Below are 17,603 nucleotides of genomic sequence, written 5' to 3'. Positions count from 1 at the left end.
TAGTGCTGACTTTGAGCACACGTGCCGTATCACGAATACCACTACCATTGTTGCACATATCAATAATCTTTTCTTTTGTCTCAGGAAGCCTGCCTTTTGCTTTATATTCAAGCTGAAAGTATTTGCCACAATCTTGGCATTTATACTTCTGAACTCCCTCAGGGTTTGACTTTATCCTATGCCTACCAGCCTTTACTGTATTATTGGATTTACATAGCCTGCAAGTAACGTCAATTTTTGCCATTTTTGATTGAGCATTTTACACGGAGTTAAGACAAAGTAAAACACTACCGAGTAGGTTATATATTCCTTATGGAAAGAATTAAAATTATACAGGTTCCTGATGGACTCATTTTTATACTATACTTAAAAAGAGGTAGATGTAAGGATATTACTGTTAGCGTTTTGTTATAGATGATAGCAGTTGCCTCTTAAACGTAGGATTAAGTTGTGAGGTAAGTATGATGTTGCTCGGTAAATTAAGGAAACAACAAGGGGGTGTGATTCTTATTGCGCTTATTGTTGTGGCGGCAGTTGCAATCCTTGCAGGTTCTATTTTATATGTGGTGAAAATTAGCATCGTACAGAACAACGCTATTAACCGTTATAATGATAACAGAAACAGCGTGTTTCTAGCGCTGAAAGCCAATATTTCAAGCGCGGGTTTCCCATACACCAATACACCAAGCTCAGGGACATCAAACTATAGCTCTGCCAATACAACCATCACAGTGACAAAAAATGTTAATGGTATTTATCCTGAGAGCATTATGCTTTACTCTCCTGCAGCATACCTTCAATATAACTCAACAATAAGTGTAACCAATACCTCTGGAGCAAGTACAAGTTATTACTCGTTAATTAACTCACCAAGCCAGTATTATTTAATTGACACTATTAGTCCTAATACAATACAAGAGGTGAATATTCCTATTGTTAAAGTTGGGAATTTAAACACAGCACAATTGAATATCTCCAGTTCATTAGATAATGGTGCTGCCGGGTATGTTGGCTATATTACCAGCGATAATACAGCTAAAACATTAACCTTCACACCCTATCCCGCAACAACACCACAAAGCTTTACATTAAACTATCCTGATAATAATAACTATGTATTAACCCAAGGATGGTATTTAAGTGGAGGCGCATGGTATTGGAGCTTATTTATCTATGATGTAAGTACAAACTATGCCTATCAAACATCCATTAGTTTAGCCAATGTGCTTGATTTGGAGAATAATGATACATTCTCAACGCTTACTTGGACAAATATTATCTCACCAAATACCACAACTCATGATCCGTATAACTCAAGTATTAAATATCCTAAAGGCAGCTATGTTACTTATGATGGCCAAGTTTTTGTATCTGTTCGTGCTGTAAATAGTGGTAATAATAAAGATCCATATAGTAAGCCAACATGGTGGCGATTAGTGATCCCTGAGAACACCTATCCTAGTTGGAATACAAGTGTATATTATTTTAAAGGCGATGTTATTACTGAAAATGGCACAAAATATGTGGCAACAAAAAACAATAGTCAGAGTCAATCAGCTCCGCCAAGCAATCGTTGGGCAGTGGTGAACTCAACAAGTGCATCTTCTTGGCAGTCGCAAGTATATAACCCAGGTGAGTATGTTACTTACAGCTCTGGTGGGGATACCTTTACCTTTGTGAACATTAAAAAAAGTAACAAAAATAAAACACCTTTCCAGCAAAGTAATAACTGGCGGGTAGTTAATACGAGCTCAGCAAATTTGCCATATAGTAATAAGGTGTATTATACCAAAGGTTTAAAAATCACCTACGATGGGCAAACTTTTGTCAGTACAACAAATACAAAAAATAATCCTTATCAAAATAACCAAAATAGATGGCGTGTTTTAATCCCAGAAGGCACAGCACCAACATATAATGCTAATGTTCGCTATTATATGGATGATCGAGTAACCTTTCAGGGAAATGTGTATGAGACAGATAGAAACTATAATCAAACCGTTGCACCAGGGCAAACGCCAGCAACACATCCTGGTAAGTGGGATTTAGTATAAGGTGGAGGTGATACATATGATGAAATATTGCCGAAAAATACTGTTATTTATGCTGTTATATATCCCATGGGTGGCTTTTTCAGCAGGGCTTGATACCAGTAATACAATTATGAGTGCCAAGCTGATTAATGATAGAGACACCATTTATTCAATGGTGATGACAAAAAACTCAAGTAATAACCTTGTGGCATATGTCTATACCAATTCTGGAGGGACACAAAATAGCTATGATTACGGTGCTTACAGTAGTGCAACTGGCATCTATCTTTTGCCTTTAGATCGAAATAGTAATCAAAATGTACAAGATGTTTTGATTTTTGCTTCAACGACATCAGGTTTAGAGACAATTTACTCCTCTCGCATTCAAAGTGCAGCGATTCAAAGTGCAACCAATATGCTAACGATTAATCCGATTATTGGGGTAATGAGCTACCCACCGCAAATTATCCCTCGTGATGGGTCAAGTGAATATCTTGTGATTAGCTATGCAGATAGAGTGGATGTTTATGATTATGCCCCTTCAGATATGGCCGCAACGCCAAGCACGCCTACACTAACTTTCATTAAAACTGCATTTAGCTCAGTGACAGAAGCTGTTGTAAAAGTTTTTCCGTTTCGCGGGTTTATTATTGTATTAACCGATGGCGGAAATGCTTATTTTATTGCGCTTGAGCAAACGCTTGGCACATTTAAAACTTATTCAAATATTAGCCTGACTTCCGGCAGTTATATTACCTATAGCGTTACGACACAAAAGGTCTATTTGAATACAGATTCTGGCAGTATTGAAATTCAAAATGCACCAATGCCTTATGGTGTGATTGCCTTACAAGAAGTGCAATAAGTTGACGTTATATACTTTTCTCTCGTGCTTTTTTTTCTAAGCGCTTTCCTTTATAAAGCGGGATAAGCGCAAATACGGCGATAAGCAAAGTAAAGTAGAACCACTTATTACTTGGCATAGGATGGACAAGGTCAATCACTAAGAACAGTGCATAAACAAGCATCACAATAAGACCTGATACCCCATAGGCAACCCCTTGTGCCTTACCCTGAAGTGAAATCACCGTGTTTTTTTGTGCAAGTGTAATGATAATGGCCCAGCAAGAGACACATAATCCAACAAAAAAATAACAAATCACAGCTAAAGGAATGTGATGTATAGAGGCCAAAAGCAGATATAAAATAGCTGAGAAGACAAGCGCAAACATAATGACCTTAACATCAGTATATCGATCAGCAAACCAAGGCATGGCAAATGTGCCAACGATAAAGCCAACAGAAAAACTTGTTTCAATAATGCCAAACTCAAATGAGCTTGCATGCAGAATATTCTTTGCATAAGGGGCTAAGAAAGCTGGAACAATCATAAATAAGCTACTAAAGCAGATCTGAGCGATATAATACCAAAATACAAAACGATGCTGATTGAGATAAATGATCACTTCTTTCCAGTCTTGGATAAAGGTTGTGGAGGTTGTTTCAACTTCTCGTCTTGGATGGATGCCAAAGCTTGCAATGAGAGAGATAAGTAGAACAAAAAGCAAAATATATAAAATATCATGCATGCTGTAAATAGTAATGAGAAGCCCACCTAATGACATCCCAATAACCATCCCAATTTCAAAAATGCCATCAATGGTGCTATTGGCGTACATTAAATTTTTATCGTCTTCAAATAGCTCTCGCACCAGTATCAGCATAGCAGGCATAAAAAATGCGAGAATGATCCCCCATAGTGTTGTGAAGATATAAATTTTAACTAAAGAGTCCAGCTCTCCAAGAAATAGGTAACAAAGCACCAAAAGCACACGAAGCACATTGACTGTAATAACAATATTGCGCCGTGGAAATTTATCAGCAACGTAACCTGTTAATGGTGAGAGTAAGGTTGCAAATATCCACCAAGTAAACATAAAAAGAATAATTGCAATGATGCTGTTATAGATGGACAACAAATGCCAACTCATGGCGATATAGGTGATGCCAACACCAATCGCTGAGCAAAAACCCATCAAACAAGCGCAGCTGAAGGCGCTATTTGCAAACAATGACATGCGTCGTCTTAGGTAACTTGACATCTCCCCACCTTATATAATTTCTCTTTAGTGCTAAGGCATGCTTGTCAAATCGATATACTATTTGACCGGCCTATGTTTTTTCTTTGTGTTGTTAATTTTGCTATAGGTTTGTGGTATCTACAAAGTAAACGCTATACACAAATGTTTATGTTGAGTTTTCCTTTCATCCCTAAAGCCTGTGCAAGGCTTAGAGCCTATGCTACCAGAAAATCATAATAGTGCTAGTGTTCTTAGCCGTGTTTTAGATTAAAATTCTGGCAAGTTCAAGCTGATCTGGTTACAATTTCAGATGTTTAGAATATGAAAAAGTATGATTTATGATCCACATTGTTTTATATGAGCCAGAAATTCCACCAAATACAGGAAATATCATTCGCCTATGTGCAAATGTTGGTGCTCAGTTGCATCTTATTGAGCCACTTGGGTTTAATTTGGATGAAAAAAAGTTAAGAAGAGCAGGGCTTGATTATCATGAGCTTACCAATGTTACAAGCTATAAAAACTTTCAAGACTTTCTAAGCCAACATCAAAATAAGAGAATTTGGGCTTGCACAACAAAAGCAAAATCATATTATCATAAAGTGACATTTAATAAAGATGACATGCTATTGTTAGGCCCTGAAAGTAGAGGTTTACCACAAGATGTATTGGATTTGCTCCAAAAAACGCAAATTAAATTGCCGATGCGAGAGGGAAGTAGGAGCTTGAACTTATCTAATGCAACTGCGATTATGCTGTATGAAGCGCTTCGCCAGCTTGATTTTCCGATGCAGCAATAACAATAGTGTTTAAGAGTAAGTACGCTTGGTAAATGATATACTTTGCAGTGAATATAATAAAGAAGATGGTTCCATAACTATGCAATATAATAAACATCCACATAGACGCAAAAATCCATTAACTGGTGAATGGGTGCTTGTCTCGCCACATAGACTTTCTCGCCCTTGGCAAGGACAGTCTGAAGCACCATTAGTGCTTGAAAATGCCAACTATGATAAAAGCTGTTATCTTTGTCCGGGGAATCAGCGTGCAAATGGACAAATGAATCCTGATTATAAGGGCACGTTTTCTTTTACAAATGATTATGCTGCGCTGTTGCCTGAGAGTAAGGATTTTTTTGAAGATGATCCACTTTTTTCTGTGCAATCAGCAAGAGGGACAGCAAAAGTAATTTGTTTCTCAGAAAATCATGCCCTTAGTATGGCATCGATGGAAGAGCATCAAATTCAAAGTGTTATTTCACTTTGGTCAGATGAAGTGGAAGCGTTATCTTCTGAATATCGTTGGGTACAGGTGTTTGAAAATAAAGGTGCGATAATGGGCTGCTCTAATCCGCACCCTCATGGGCAAATCTGGGCATGTGATTTTCTGCCGACGGAGGGAGAGAAAGAAGATCAAAAACAAAAAGAGTATTATGAGCGTTATCAAAGCAATCTTTTATTAGATTATGTTGAGCGTGAGTTAACCCTACAATCGCGTGTGGTGAGTGAGAATGACAGCTGGGTTGTCGTTGTGCCTTTTTGGGCAGTATGGCCATTTGAAACGATGTTGTTGCCTAAAAAGCAAATGAGTCACTTAAATTATTTAGATGGGAAATATCAACAAGACTTGGCTTCGATTTTAAAAATATTATTAACGAAATATGATAAGCTATTTAATACCTCTTTTCCATATTCTATGGGATGGCACGGCGCTCCTTTTGCAAAAGATATACCATATTGGCAGCTCCATGCACATTTCTATCCGCCGCTTTTGCGCTCTGAAAGTGTGAAAAAGTTTATGGTGGGATTTGAAATGTTAGGGGAGTCTCAGCGAGATCTCACGCCTGAATATGTTGCAACTGTATTACAGGAGCTGTAATAATGACAATAGATTCAATCAAATCATCATTGCAAGATCATTTTCAAACACGATTTCACAAGAGGGGTCAGGTTTTTTATGCGCCTGGACGTGTTAATATTATTGGTGAGCATACGGATTATAATCATGGATTTGTCATGCCAATGGCAATTAATAAAGGCACCTATATCACAATAGCAAAAAGAGAGGATAATCAGCTAAATATTTTCAGTCAAAATCTCTCTGAGGCAGTTAGTATTGAAAATATTAATAGCTTTAATGCTTTAACAGGAGAAAACCGTTGGGCAAACTATGTAGCAGGAGTGATATATTTTCTAATACAACATTGTGCTCTAGATGGGCATACAGGTGCAGATATATACATTTACAGTAACCTCCCAATGGGAGCAGGTCTTTCCTCATCGGCATCATTAACTATCGCAGTAGGCTATGCTTATCAAGCAATATACAATTTATCTTGCCCAAAGCGTAGACTTGCTGAGCTTGCACAAAAAGTTGAACACCAATTTGCCGGAACGCTCTGTGGTATTATGGATCAGATGGTTTGTGCTTTGGCTAAGGAGAGTCATGCGCTTTGTCTTGATTGTGATACATTGACATCTGAGCAAGTTCCTTGTGAATTTGAGAACCTTTCTTTTGTGATTTGCGATAGCTCGGTGAAACACTCACTTGCGGACTCGGCGTATAATGACAGAAGAGCGTCTTGTGAGCTTGCTGCTCAGGTTTGTGGTGAAAAAACACTCAGAGAAGTGACATACGATAAATTGGTGAGCTTCGGTGAGAAAATGCCAAAGGAGAGTTTTTTCTGTGCTAAGCATGTGATTACAGAGAATCAAAGAGTGCTCGAGGCGAAAAGGGCTATGCGTGCAGAAAACTGGCATGCTTTTGGAGCGCTTATGTTTGAATCACACCAATCACTACAACATGATTTCAGGGTCAGCTGTGATGAGCTTGATTATCTTGTAGAGCTATCAAAGCACTTTGATGGTGTTTATGGCGCTAGGATGACAGGAGGTGGATTTGGTGGATCTACTGTTGCTCTCGTGGAAGATCAGAGAATAGATGAATATCAAGAGTATATACAAAGCCATTATTCCCATCAATTTTCCTTGTCTCCAAAGTTATATACCTCTAGAGCCTGTCAAGGTGTCAGATCATTGATGTAGTGAAGTTTGTTGATAGATTTTTGTGTTTAGCTAAAGTTTCATTGAAGATTTGTAGATGATTCGTTACAATCGGTGCAACATAATCAGAATCTGAGTTATTCAGGCCAGTCAATAGGAGAATATAAATGACACAAGCCGCAGCGCGCCACATTTTGGTGCAAACAGAAAAAGAATGTGAAGCCTTAAAAGCAGAGATTGAATCTGGAAAAGATTTTGCTGAGGCAGCAAAAGAGAAATCACTTTGCCCATCTGGTAGAAATGGGGGTGAATTAGGTACATTTGGTCCAGGTCAAATGGTTCCTGAATTTGATCAAGTGGTCTTTAATGAAGAAGTAGGCAAGGTGCATGGTCCTGTGAAAACACAATTTGGCTATCATCTTGTTGAAGTAACGTCACGTTCGTAATCTATTATTTTATCTCGTATTCTTGCTACGGTACTTCTTGTAGCGTGATTTCTCTTGAATGTTGTATTTGATGCCAAGAACAAATACATTCGTTATTTTCGCCATCACAATCTGACATTAGATATATTTTGTCAAATATAATCGCGCCATTATTAATTGTGAATTCAAGTGGTATCGTATCTTGCCTGCCATACAATAAGCTAAGATGAGGATTAAATTCATATTGGCTTTTGGGATCTAAAGCTTGTGATAGTTTGTGAAGCGCTAAGAGTGACTCAGTCTTCTTAAAAGTTAACGCTAAAGATTGGAAAAAGCTTTTATTTATAATCATTCCATTGATGTTTGAAGTGGCGCTACAGGCATGATCAAACAAAGCATTAAATCGATCAATAAGTGTAGGTAAGTGCGTGGTTCTACCACAAAACAAAGTCATGTGTGCAGCAAACTTAGGCGTTTTGTAAGTACTGGCATAGTGTTGAATGATATCATTAAAGTTAAAGCTTTGTTTTGATGGCATGAGCCAGATGCAAAAAGAGGTGGTATCATTTGATTGAGGTAGTCCCATAGTGTGGTAGTCCTTGAAATGTTATAAATAATCATAACTGTAAAATTATTCAGATTATATATCAATCAGTTGTAAGTTAAAATAATGATGTACCTTTGATTAAAATCAGGTACAATGTGCTATCTATTTTGTATATCAAATATATAGTTAACTTTTGGATTAATATATGAGTTCTGATTCTAGTGAATTAAATTTTCACTCTTTAGGTTTAAATGAGAAATTACTGTCAGCTATCGATGCGTTAGGCTATAAAGAGCCAACGCCGATACAAGCAAATACGATTCCGTATGTGCTAGAGGGGCGTGATGTTTTGGGGCAAGCGCAAACAGGTACAGGGAAAACAGCAGCATTTGCACTGCCACTTTTGAATAATATGGATTTAGATAGTTCAAGCAAGCAGCCACAGGTATTGGTGTTAACTCCAACCCGTGAGCTGGCGATTCAAGTTGCAGAGAGCTTTGAGCAGTTTTCAAAGAATATTGCTCGGTTAAATGTGGTTTCTATCTATGGTGGTCAGGAATATGGCCGTCAAATACAAGCGCTTCGCCGTGGAGTGCAAGTGGTTGTAGGAACGGCGGGTCGTATTATGGATCATATGCGAAAAGGCACATTAAAACTGGATGCATTAAAAGCGCTCGTTTTAGATGAAGCTGATGAAATGTTAAGAATGGGCTTTATTGATGATGTTAAATGGGTGTTATCGCACACCCCTGACAGCTGTCAGCGTTTGTTATTCTCAGCAACGATGCCAAGGGATGTTATCGGTATTGTGAATACCTACCTAAGAGAGCCGTGCAAGGTTCAGATTAAAACAAAAGCAGCAACGGCAAAAACCATTCGCCAGCGCTTTTTTGTGGTAAAAGGATTAAGCAAGTTAGATGCGTTGGATCGTATTCTTGAAGTGGAGAACACAGATGGTGTAATGATCTTTGTTAAAACAAAGACTTCAACCATTGAAGTTGCTGATGGACTTAAAGCTAAAGGGCATTTGGCCGCTGCGATTAATGGCGATATGCAGCAAAATCAGCGTGAATATATTATCGATCAGTTAAAGTCAGGTAAAATTAATATCTTGGTCGCAACAGATGTAGTTGCGCGTGGCTTGGATGTTGAGCGCATCAGTCACGTTATCAATTTTGATTTGCCGCAAGATAATGAAGCATATGTTCATCGAATTGGTCGTACTGGACGCGCAGGACGAGAAGGAGATGCTATTTCACTTGTTTATACAAGAGACCTTCGCCAAGTAAGAATTTTAGAGCGTGTTATCCGTCACTCTTTAGAAGAGATGGAGTTACCAAGTGCTGAAGAAATTACCCAAAAGCGTGTGCAAAAATTTAAACATGATTTGGCGGAAATTGTTCGTCATAAAGATCTAACGAAATTTAAAGCGCTGGCACATGATATTCAGGTTGAATATGGCACTGAGACAGAAGATATGCTGGCGGGACTTATTTTCTTAGCGCAAACAGATAGAAATTTATTTGTTAAAGAAGTAAAAGTACAAAGTGAACGCCGTGATAGGGATAGACGCACTAAAGGGCGCTTTGATGATCGTGATAATAGACGAAAAGGCTCTGACCGTGATAGAAAAGGCGCACGCCCACGTCGCGATAGCAATATGCCAATGACTACTTATCGCGTTGAAGTTGGAAAAGTGGACGGTGTTGAGCCAAGAAATCTCGTTGGGGCTATTGCCAATGAAGCTGGAATTGAAAGCAAGTTTATCGGTCAGATTAAACTCTTTGATAAATTTAGTACCGTTGATTTACCAGAAGATACTTCTAAGTCACAAATTGAGCATTTAAAGAAAGTATGGGTTGCAGGTAAAAAGCTTTCTATTAAAGAAGACAAACGTTAGAGAGCAAATTAATATCAACTGTGAAATACTTTACAGTTGATATTGGCTATCTAATTTATGTGTATCATAACCTGATCTTATAGATAGTTTTTAAGTTCGATAAATTGATTGATAATTGCATATGGCTTTAAGCTTGTAAAGTCAACGCCTTGATTATAACCCTCAGTAGTAAGAATGCATGGAATATCGCATTTTTTCGCACATAAATAATCATTATCTGAATCACCAATCATTAGGCTTGTATCTTCATCAGCTTTTAGTGCTTCCATCGCATATTGAAGTGGCGCTGGGTGTGGTTTGTAGTGCTGAGTGGAATCCCCACCAACAACAAGATTAAAATAATCTATTAGCTTGAGTGCCTTTAATGTCTTTGTTGCATGCCTTGCTTCTTTATTAGTGACAACGGCCATTTTAATGCCTTTGGCTTGAGCAAACTGAAGTACATCAGTAACGCCAGTATATATAGTGGTATGTTTGCCTAAATTTTTCTCATAAGCATCTAGAGTAATCGAAAGTGCTTTTGAAGCATATTGCTCTACTTGGGTCGCATTTAAATCAAGTTCAAGCACCTTTCTAACCGTTGTTGGAAAACCTTTGCCAACAATATTCGAAACGGTATGAGGGCTGATATCGGCCAGTGAAAAATAGTGGCGCATTTGATTCAGTGCATAGGTGATATCTGTGACACTATCAATCAGCGTGCCATCAAGGTCAAAAAAAAGGTAGTTAAATTTAGACATATATTATTTAAGATTTAATGTTTAAGGCGCTGTTATTGGAGCATGATGAGTGAAGTTTTGCAAGTGAATTAAAGGCATTGGAATAATGAAAACAAATTCCACAGAATAAGCGATGTGAAAGAGTATATACCACCCACAAACCATTTTACCCTATTTCTGCCATTGAATTTCTTGTTCTTTTGAGTCATCAGATATTGCTAATAGTCCGAGCTATTACCTGCAACCCAATGACTCAAAACTATAAAAACTTCTTCAACATTAAACACCGCAAAATGATTCGCGAGTGGTATAAGGGGTTCATAATACAATTTTTATGTATCAAAAATAATACACACTGTTGCTTGTTTGAAACATACAGTTCAAATTAAATGCTATATCATGCTTGCATAGCATTATTTATATAGGAAAAAGTAAGATTTTGCGTATTTAGTACGCTGGATTTAAGAATTTAATCAGCATATATTGATTCGATCTCTTGTGGATTATAACAAAAAGAAGATGCTTATGTTATTGAATTTAAGAGCAGCTTTGGTGGTGTTTTTAATTACATTGCCACTAAGTGTAGGTGTAGCGATTGCTAGCGGATTTCCAGCAAGTTCTGGGATGATCTCAGCAGTTATCGCAGCGCTTATAAGCTTTCTTTTTTCAAAATCAACAAGATTAATCAACCTTCCTGCAATGGGTGTTGTGGTTGCCAGCATTTTCTGCATCTCTTTTCTTGGGTCAATTGAATTATTTCTGGTATCAATCTTCTTAGCAGGCGTTTTGCAGGTTATATTGGCCTATTTGCCATTAGATAAGTTAATGAAGTTATTTCCAAAGTGTATTATTGTCGGGGTGCTTGGAGCAATTGGCTTGGCGCTTATTGTGAGACAGATTCCTTATTTGACAGGTAATGAAGAAGTCTATGTTGGCCTTTGGTCATTATTAGATATCCATGGTGCAAACAGTTTTGTTAAGGTATTTGCAGATATTAGCACTCAATATAACGTTGGCGCGTTAATTCTCTCACTTATTAGTTTTATGAGTTTGTATATATTTGCTAAGCCCGCCTTTATGCTAAAAGGTCGAGATTATTCTTATTTTCTTTCTGCTGTCTGCATAGTGATTGTGCTTGCGACAATCATAAATTTGTTATTTATTCACTTTATTCCAGATATCGCTCTAACAGGCGATACGCTGATACGCACTACAAATATGCATAACTTCCACTATCGGTTTTTCTTTCCAGATACGCTAGATACCACTTTGTTGGACTATAGAGTTTATCTTTGTGCTATTATTATTGCATTGGTATCAAGCTTTGAAGCCATGACAATGATAAAGTCGATTAACCTTAGAGTAAATGAAAAGGTCGATATTCAACATGAACTAAAAGTTCAAGGTGTGAGCAATATGTGTTTGTCATTTTTTGGTGGTGTTCCGATTAGCACTTCATTGGTTGGAACAACGCTCAACTGTCAGTATGGTGCATCAACACGTTACGCTATATTGTATTATCTTCTTATGATAGTTGTGACCTTTATGGGGCTTAGCTACTTTGTGAATTATATTCCTTTGGTTTCTATTGCAGTTGTCATGATTGCCCTTGGATTTAGTTTTATTCGTTTTGATAAAATCAAAGCTATCTATCGCCAGGGAATGGGACACTTTGTGCCATGTATGTTCACATTTGCAGTTGGTTTTTTAATTAATCTCTTTATAGGCATGATTATGGGGTTATTAATGTTCTACGCGATAAGGTTTTTAAAAAAAGAGAAAAAATGCAGTCCACTGTAATATAAAGTGGCAAGATTATTTGTATTTCTGCACTAATACATGCTATAGTGATTTTCTAGATAGTAATGTTCAAATAGTGAGTGAGTGCATGAAGTTAAAATCACGTTATGGCAGATATGGCGGTTGTTATGCGCCTGAGAGCTTAATGCCGATATTAATGGAAATTGAAGCGGGTTTTATCAAAGCAAAAGAGGATCAGTCATTCCAAAGTGAGTTTCAAGATCTACTTAAAAACTATGCAGGAAGAGAAACTCCTGTAACCTACATGAAAAACCTCTCTAAAGCTTATGGATTTGATTTATATTTAAAACGAGAGGATTTATTGCATGGAGGCGCACATAAAACAAATAACACCATCGGGCAATTGCTATTGGCTAAATATTTGGGCAAAAAACGCATCATTGCAGAGACAGGGGCAGGGCAGCATGGTGTAGCAACAGCAATGACAGGCGCGATGCTTGGTATGGATGTTGAAATTTATATGGGCGCTGTAGATATTGCAAGGCAGCAGCCAAATGTTGAAAGGATGAAGCTGTTTGGTGCTAAGGTGCATAGCGTTTCTTCTGGTAGTGCAACTTTAAAAGATGCTATTAACGATGCAATGCGTGATTGGATCACACATGCAGAGGATACTTATTATTGTTTTGGAACGGCAGCAGGGCCTTATCCTTTTCCGGAAATTGTCCGCTATTTTCAATCTGTTATTGGTCAAGAAGCAAAAGCACAGATGTTAGCGCGCACTGGAAAGCTGCCAGATGCGATTATAGCGTGTGTTGGTGGTGGTAGTAATGCCATTGGGCTTTTCTCTGCTTTTTTGGAAGATAAATCGGTTATGATTTATGGGGCTGAGCCTGCTGGAAAAGGCATGGATACTGAAGAGCATGCAGCAACAATGAATAGAGGCGTTGAAGGCGTCTTTCATGGTATGCAATCACTTTTTTTACAGAATGAAGATGGTCAGATTAAAGAGCCCTATTCTATTTCAGCAGGGCTGGATTACCCGGGGATTGGTCCTGAGCATGCCTATTTGCAATCTATTTCTCGGGTTAATTACAAGACGATTACTGATGAAGAAGCAATTTGCGCCTTTGAAATATTATCGAAAAAAGAGGGAATTATTCCGGCATTTGAGTCTTCACATGCCTTGGCCTTGGCATTGAAGTTGGCAAAAGAGACGCTTTGTGGGAAAACCGTGCTTGTTAACCTTTCAGGTAGGGGAGACAAGGATTTGCAGAGTTATTTTAATTATAGAGGCGAGGCCTAATGAATCGATTTCAACGTTTATTCTCAACTGAAAACAAAAAGATATTTATCCCATTTTTTACAATTGGTGACCCTAATTATGAAGCAAGTCTTGCTTTGATCAAATCAGTGATTGAAGCAGGAGCAGATGCGCTTGAGCTTGGATTTGCATTTTCGGATCCTATCGCTGATGGGCCAACCAATCAGCGCTCAATGGAGCGCGCCTTACAATCAGGCATGAGTTTTGAACGCTCTATTGCTTTTTTAAAGGAAATTCGTCAAATTTCCAATGATATTCCTATTGGGCTTCTTATTTACTATAACCTGTTATTTAAGCAAGGAGAAAGTGCCTATCAAGCGCTAAGTGAGGCAGGTGTTGATGCGATTGTTTCTGCGGATTTGCCTTTAGAAGAAGCCCAAAGGCATTTAGCTTTATTGAAGAAGTATCATATTGGCAGTGTTCAAATGATTGCTCCAAATACAAATGATAAACGCATTGCGCTTCTCTCTAGCCATACAACAGCATTTAATTATGTATTAAGTGGTTTTGGTACAACAGGTGCGAGATCTGAAGTCGCTCCTGAAACCATTAAACGCATTCAGCATGTGAGAGCCTTAATTGACGAGCCGATGGTGGTGGGGTTTGGCATTTCTAAACCTGAGCATGTTCGTACAGTATGGGAAGCCGGTGCTAATGGTGCAATTGTTGGCAGTTTCTTTACATCAATCATTGAAAAAAATCTCAATAACCTTCATCATGCTCAAAGTGAAATTGCGAGCTTTATTCAACAGGTGAAGGAACAAAATGCATTACTCAGTTCTACTTGAAGAGTCAATAGATGGATTAAATATTCAAACAGATGGTGTATACATTGATGGCACTTTTGGGCGTGGTGGCCACTCTAAAGTCATATTAAAAATGCTTGGCAGAGAGGGAAAACTCATTGCATTTGACAGAGATCCAGATGCAGTTGCTTATGCCAATACGCACTTTAATGCGCCAAACTTTAGTATTGTTCATGCGCCATTTTCTAATATGCATCAGTATTGCGAAGAGCATAACCTAATAGGCAAAGTAGATGGCATTTTATTAGACTTGGGTGTTTCTTCACCGCAGCTTGATGTGGCAGAAAGAGGGTTTAGTTTTTCTAAGTTAGGTCCATTAGATATGCGAATGGATCCCACTAAAGGCATCTCGGCTAAAGAAGTGCTAGAGAAGCTCTCTGATCAAGAGCTTGCTGATATTTTTAGAAACTTTGGTGAGGAGCGCCATGCTTGGAAAATTGCAAAATCAATAAAGGCGCATCTTTTATTGGGTGAATCTTTTAACACAACGGTTGACTTGGCTGATTTTATTCTAAAAACCATTGGGAAACGCGAAAAAAAACACCCTGCCACACGGGTATTTCAAGCGCTTCGAATTTATGTGAATCAGGAGCTAGATGAGGTGCACAGTGTGCTTAAATGTGCGTATGATATTCTAGCGGCTAAAGGGCGCCTTAGCATTATCACATTTCATTCGCTTGAAGATAGAATAGTCAAGCAATTCATGGTGAATATGGCAGCAAAACAAAGCGACAAGTCACTACCAAGGCATTTGCCAATTATGGAGGAAAAACCTGCTTTGATGAAATGGGTGGTAAAAAAGGCAAAAGCGACAGATAATGAATTAGAAGAAAATATTCGCTCAAGAAGTGCAATGCTGAGAGTTGTGGAGAAACTGTAGATGATGTCGCGAAAAGAGGTTCGCCAAAAACTCTGGCAATCTTTTGTTAAAAGCACCTTTAATGCAAAGGTGATTGTTGCTTTTGTACTATGTCTTTTTGTTTTATTGTCAGCTTTTTCGGTGGTTGTTGTTAAATATCACTATAAGGTTGCGCTTGATCAGGAGCAGAAACTATATTATGGGCGAGAGGACTTAAGAGATCAATGGACTCAAATTTTAATTGAGCATAGCACACTCGCCTCACCAACACATGTGGAAGAAGTTGCCAAGAAAAACAATATGTACTTACCAAAGGCAAAAGATATTCAAACCATACAGGTGGAAAATGACTGATCGCAAAAAGCCTTCTAATGAAACGCAGTACCACAGAGTCAAGAGAAATATAAATAATAAAAAAAAAGAGCTAGGTGGAAATAAGGTAAAAACGGCAAAAAAAGCAAAAAAGTCTAATTACCTATGGCGTTATATTTTTATTACCTTTGTGCTTATGCTTGTGGTTGTTTTGTTGATTTATAAGCTTATCCATATGCAAACCAAAGAGCACCAAAAATTAAAACAAGAAGGGGATAATCGCTCAGAGCGTACGATGGTCACACATGCTTATCGTGGCATGATTCTAGATCGAAATGGAAAGCCTTTGGCAATTAGCACGCCAGTTGACTCTATTTGGATTGATCCATTTTTCATTCGTGCAGATAATCCAAAGCTTAAACAAGTCATGCAGTTATTAAAGCTCTCAAACGCGCAGCAAAGCCGTATACTCGAGCGTTTAAGAAAACTTCATGGAAGAAGTGGTTTTATTTATCTTAAAAGACAAGTTTCTCCGCTTATTGCTGAGCAAATTAACAATATGGATATCAAAGGTGTGAACCTTGATCGGGAGTTTAAACGTTACTATCCGGATGCATCTGTTACTGCACATATTGTTGGTTTTACCAATGTTGATGGTAAGGGGCAAGAAGGAATTGAACTTCAGTTTGATACGCTTTTAACTGGGAAGGATGGAAAGCGCTCGATTCAGCGTGATTTAAAAGGGGGTGTGGCGCGAAAGAATGTTGATGATAAGCCCTTAGAGCATGGTCAGGATGTATATTTAAGTATTGACAGGAAAATACAATATATTGCTTATAAGTATATCAAAGAAGGGGTTATTGAAAATAATGCTACGGCAGGATCAGCTGTTATTTTAAATGTTCATACAGGTGAGGTATTAGCGATGGTAAATTATCCATCTTATAACCCGAATAATCTCTCTGATGCAACGCCAGATAAGCGTAGAAACCGCGTGTTAACAGATGTTTATGAACCGGGTTCTGTGATGAAACCCTTTGCAGCGGTAACAGGACTAAAAAGTGGTCAGTATGATGTTGATACAGTGGTTGATACATCCCCTGGCTATTATCGCGTAGGTGGCAGAACGGTGAGAGATTTTCGTAATTACGGTGAAATGGATTTGCGTCATATTTTAATGAAATCATCCAACGTGGGTATTTCACGCATTATTCTCTCTTTAAATGCAAATGCTTTGGCAGAGACATTAAGGGAATTTGGATTTGGTAAGATCACTGGAATTGAATTCCCAGGGGAGCGTACAGGTTATGTGCCATCACCACACAAATGGGGAGATTTCCCCTTAGCAACTTTATCATTTGGTTATAGTATGAATGGTACGGCGCTACAGATTGCAAAGGCTTATGCGACCATTGCGAATGATGGGAAAATGGTGCCACCAACCTTATTAAAACGAAGTCAAAATGAGCCAGCGCCATCTTATCCTATTATCTCCAAAGTAATCGCAAATAAAATGGTTGATATGCTAAGCTCTGTTGTTGAGGGTAGAGGAGGAACCGCTTCAAAGGCAAAAGTGCCAAGCTATCATATTGCTGGCAAAACAGGTACCGTAAGAAAGGCCATTGCCGGGGGCTATGCTACAGATAGTTACATGGCAACCTTTGTTGGCATTGCTCCGGCTTCGCATCCTGAGATTGTGGCTGTTGTGGTGATTGATGACCCAAAAGGTGAGGCATATGGTGGAGGATCAGCTGCTGCACCTGTATTTGCCGAGATGATGAGCCATGTGTTGCCAGTGATGGGAATTATTCCTGATAAGAAGTAATTGCAAATA

The 17,603-nt window shown here is 38.3% G+C and carries 17 protein-coding genes; 13 read left to right on the top strand and 4 right to left on the bottom strand.

The features are described 5' to 3' along the window. Positions 1–244: IS1-like element transposase (locus A37Q_RS0113690; protein ID WP_018300858.1), on the bottom strand; the 244-nt coding region annotated here is incomplete at its 3' end. Positions 245–464: 220 nt separating this feature from the next. Here A37Q_RS0113690 and A37Q_RS0113685 point away from each other — a divergent pair. Next, positions 465–2,054: a hypothetical protein gene (locus A37Q_RS0113685; protein WP_018300857.1), complete on the top strand. Its 1,590-nt coding sequence runs from the start codon at positions 465–467 to the stop codon at positions 2,052–2,054. 16 nt (positions 2,055–2,070) lie between these two features. Beyond that, the gene (locus tag A37Q_RS0113680) at positions 2,071–2,898 is read left to right on the top strand and encodes a hypothetical protein (RefSeq protein WP_018300856.1); all 828 of its coding nucleotides are present in this window, start codon (positions 2,071–2,073) and stop codon (positions 2,896–2,898) included. Positions 2,899–2,905: 7 nt separating this feature from the next. Here the strand turns inward: A37Q_RS0113680 and A37Q_RS0113675 are convergent, their stop codons facing one another. Further along, positions 2,906–4,135: an MFS transporter gene (locus tag A37Q_RS0113675; protein WP_026196725.1), complete on the bottom strand. Its 1,230-nt coding sequence runs from the start codon at positions 4,133–4,135 to the stop codon at positions 2,906–2,908. A 317-nt stretch (positions 4,136–4,452) separates the two neighbouring features. Between A37Q_RS0113675 and trmL the strand changes: the two genes are divergently transcribed. From trmL to A37Q_RS0113655, 4 genes are all read left to right on the top strand, one after another. Then, on the top strand, positions 4,453–4,914 hold the full coding sequence (trmL, locus tag A37Q_RS0113670; protein WP_018300854.1) for a tRNA (uridine(34)/cytosine(34)/5-carboxymethylaminomethyluridine(34)-2'-O)-methyltransferase TrmL: 462 nt from the start codon (positions 4,453–4,455) through the stop codon (positions 4,912–4,914). A gap of 79 nt (positions 4,915–4,993) precedes the next feature. Further along, positions 4,994–5,995, top strand: a complete 1,002-nt coding sequence (locus A37Q_RS0113665; protein WP_018300853.1) for a UDP-glucose--hexose-1-phosphate uridylyltransferase — start codon at positions 4,994–4,996, stop codon at positions 5,993–5,995. A 2-nt stretch (positions 5,996–5,997) separates the two neighbouring features. Next, entirely contained in the window at positions 5,998–7,161 is a 1,164-nt protein-coding gene (galK, locus tag A37Q_RS0113660; protein WP_018300852.1) for a galactokinase, read from the top strand. 125 nt (positions 7,162–7,286) lie between these two features. Next, entirely contained in the window at positions 7,287–7,565 is a 279-nt protein-coding gene (locus A37Q_RS0113655; protein ID WP_018300851.1) for a peptidylprolyl isomerase, read from the top strand. A 25-nt stretch (positions 7,566–7,590) separates the two neighbouring features. Here A37Q_RS0113655 and A37Q_RS0113650 read toward each other — a convergent pair whose 3' ends face one another. Beyond that, the gene (locus A37Q_RS0113650; RefSeq protein WP_018300850.1) at positions 7,591–8,130 is read right to left on the bottom strand and encodes a hypothetical protein; all 540 of its coding nucleotides are present in this window, start codon (positions 8,128–8,130) and stop codon (positions 7,591–7,593) included. 166 nt (positions 8,131–8,296) lie between these two features. Between A37Q_RS0113650 and A37Q_RS0113645 the strand changes: the two genes are divergently transcribed. Continuing rightward, positions 8,297–9,991 (top strand): DEAD/DEAH box helicase, encoded by a 1,695-nt coding sequence (locus A37Q_RS0113645; protein WP_018300849.1) that lies wholly within the window; start codon positions 8,297–8,299, stop codon positions 9,989–9,991. 77 nt (positions 9,992–10,068) lie between these two features. Here A37Q_RS0113645 and A37Q_RS0113640 read toward each other — a convergent pair whose 3' ends face one another. Next, complete coding sequence (locus A37Q_RS0113640; RefSeq protein ID WP_018300848.1) at positions 10,069–10,731, bottom strand: HAD-IA family hydrolase; 663 nt, start codon at positions 10,729–10,731, stop codon at positions 10,069–10,071. A 504-nt stretch (positions 10,732–11,235) separates the two neighbouring features. Here A37Q_RS0113640 and A37Q_RS0113635 point away from each other — a divergent pair. The 6 genes from A37Q_RS0113635 to A37Q_RS0113610 all read left to right on the top strand — a co-directional run bounded on the left by A37Q_RS0113635 (position 11,236) and on the right by A37Q_RS0113610 (position 17,594). Further along, on the top strand, positions 11,236–12,510 hold the full coding sequence (locus A37Q_RS0113635; protein WP_018300847.1) for a SulP family inorganic anion transporter: 1,275 nt from the start codon (positions 11,236–11,238) through the stop codon (positions 12,508–12,510). A gap of 88 nt (positions 12,511–12,598) precedes the next feature. After that, entirely contained in the window at positions 12,599–13,774 is a 1,176-nt protein-coding gene (gene trpB / locus A37Q_RS0113630) for a tryptophan synthase subunit beta (protein WP_018300846.1), read from the top strand. Next, a complete protein-coding gene (gene trpA / locus A37Q_RS0113625; RefSeq protein WP_018300845.1) occupies positions 13,774–14,580 on the top strand; it encodes a tryptophan synthase subunit alpha in 807 nt (268 codons plus the stop codon). Before trpB ends, trpA begins: the two co-directional genes overlap by 1 nt. Next, complete coding sequence (gene rsmH / locus A37Q_RS0113620; RefSeq protein ID WP_018300844.1) at positions 14,558–15,478, top strand: 16S rRNA (cytosine(1402)-N(4))-methyltransferase RsmH; 921 nt, start codon at positions 14,558–14,560, stop codon at positions 15,476–15,478. The genes trpA and rsmH overlap by 23 nt, the downstream gene beginning before the upstream one ends. After that, positions 15,479–15,811 (top strand): cell division protein FtsL, encoded by a 333-nt coding sequence (gene ftsL, locus A37Q_RS0113615; protein ID WP_018300843.1) that lies wholly within the window; start codon positions 15,479–15,481, stop codon positions 15,809–15,811. 154 nt (positions 15,812–15,965) lie between these two features. Then, entirely contained in the window at positions 15,966–17,594 is a 1,629-nt protein-coding gene (locus tag A37Q_RS0113610) for a peptidoglycan D,D-transpeptidase FtsI family protein (RefSeq protein ID WP_420806006.1), read from the top strand. Positions 17,595–17,603: the final 9 nt, after the last annotated feature.

This window comes from Fangia hongkongensis FSC776 = DSM 21703 (genome assembly GCF_000379445.1).
Taxonomy (GTDB): domain Bacteria; phylum Pseudomonadota; class Gammaproteobacteria; order Francisellales; family Francisellaceae; genus Fangia; species Fangia hongkongensis.
The sequence above is the reverse complement of the archived record's forward strand: the minus strand, read 5'-3'. Positions and strand labels throughout refer to the sequence as shown.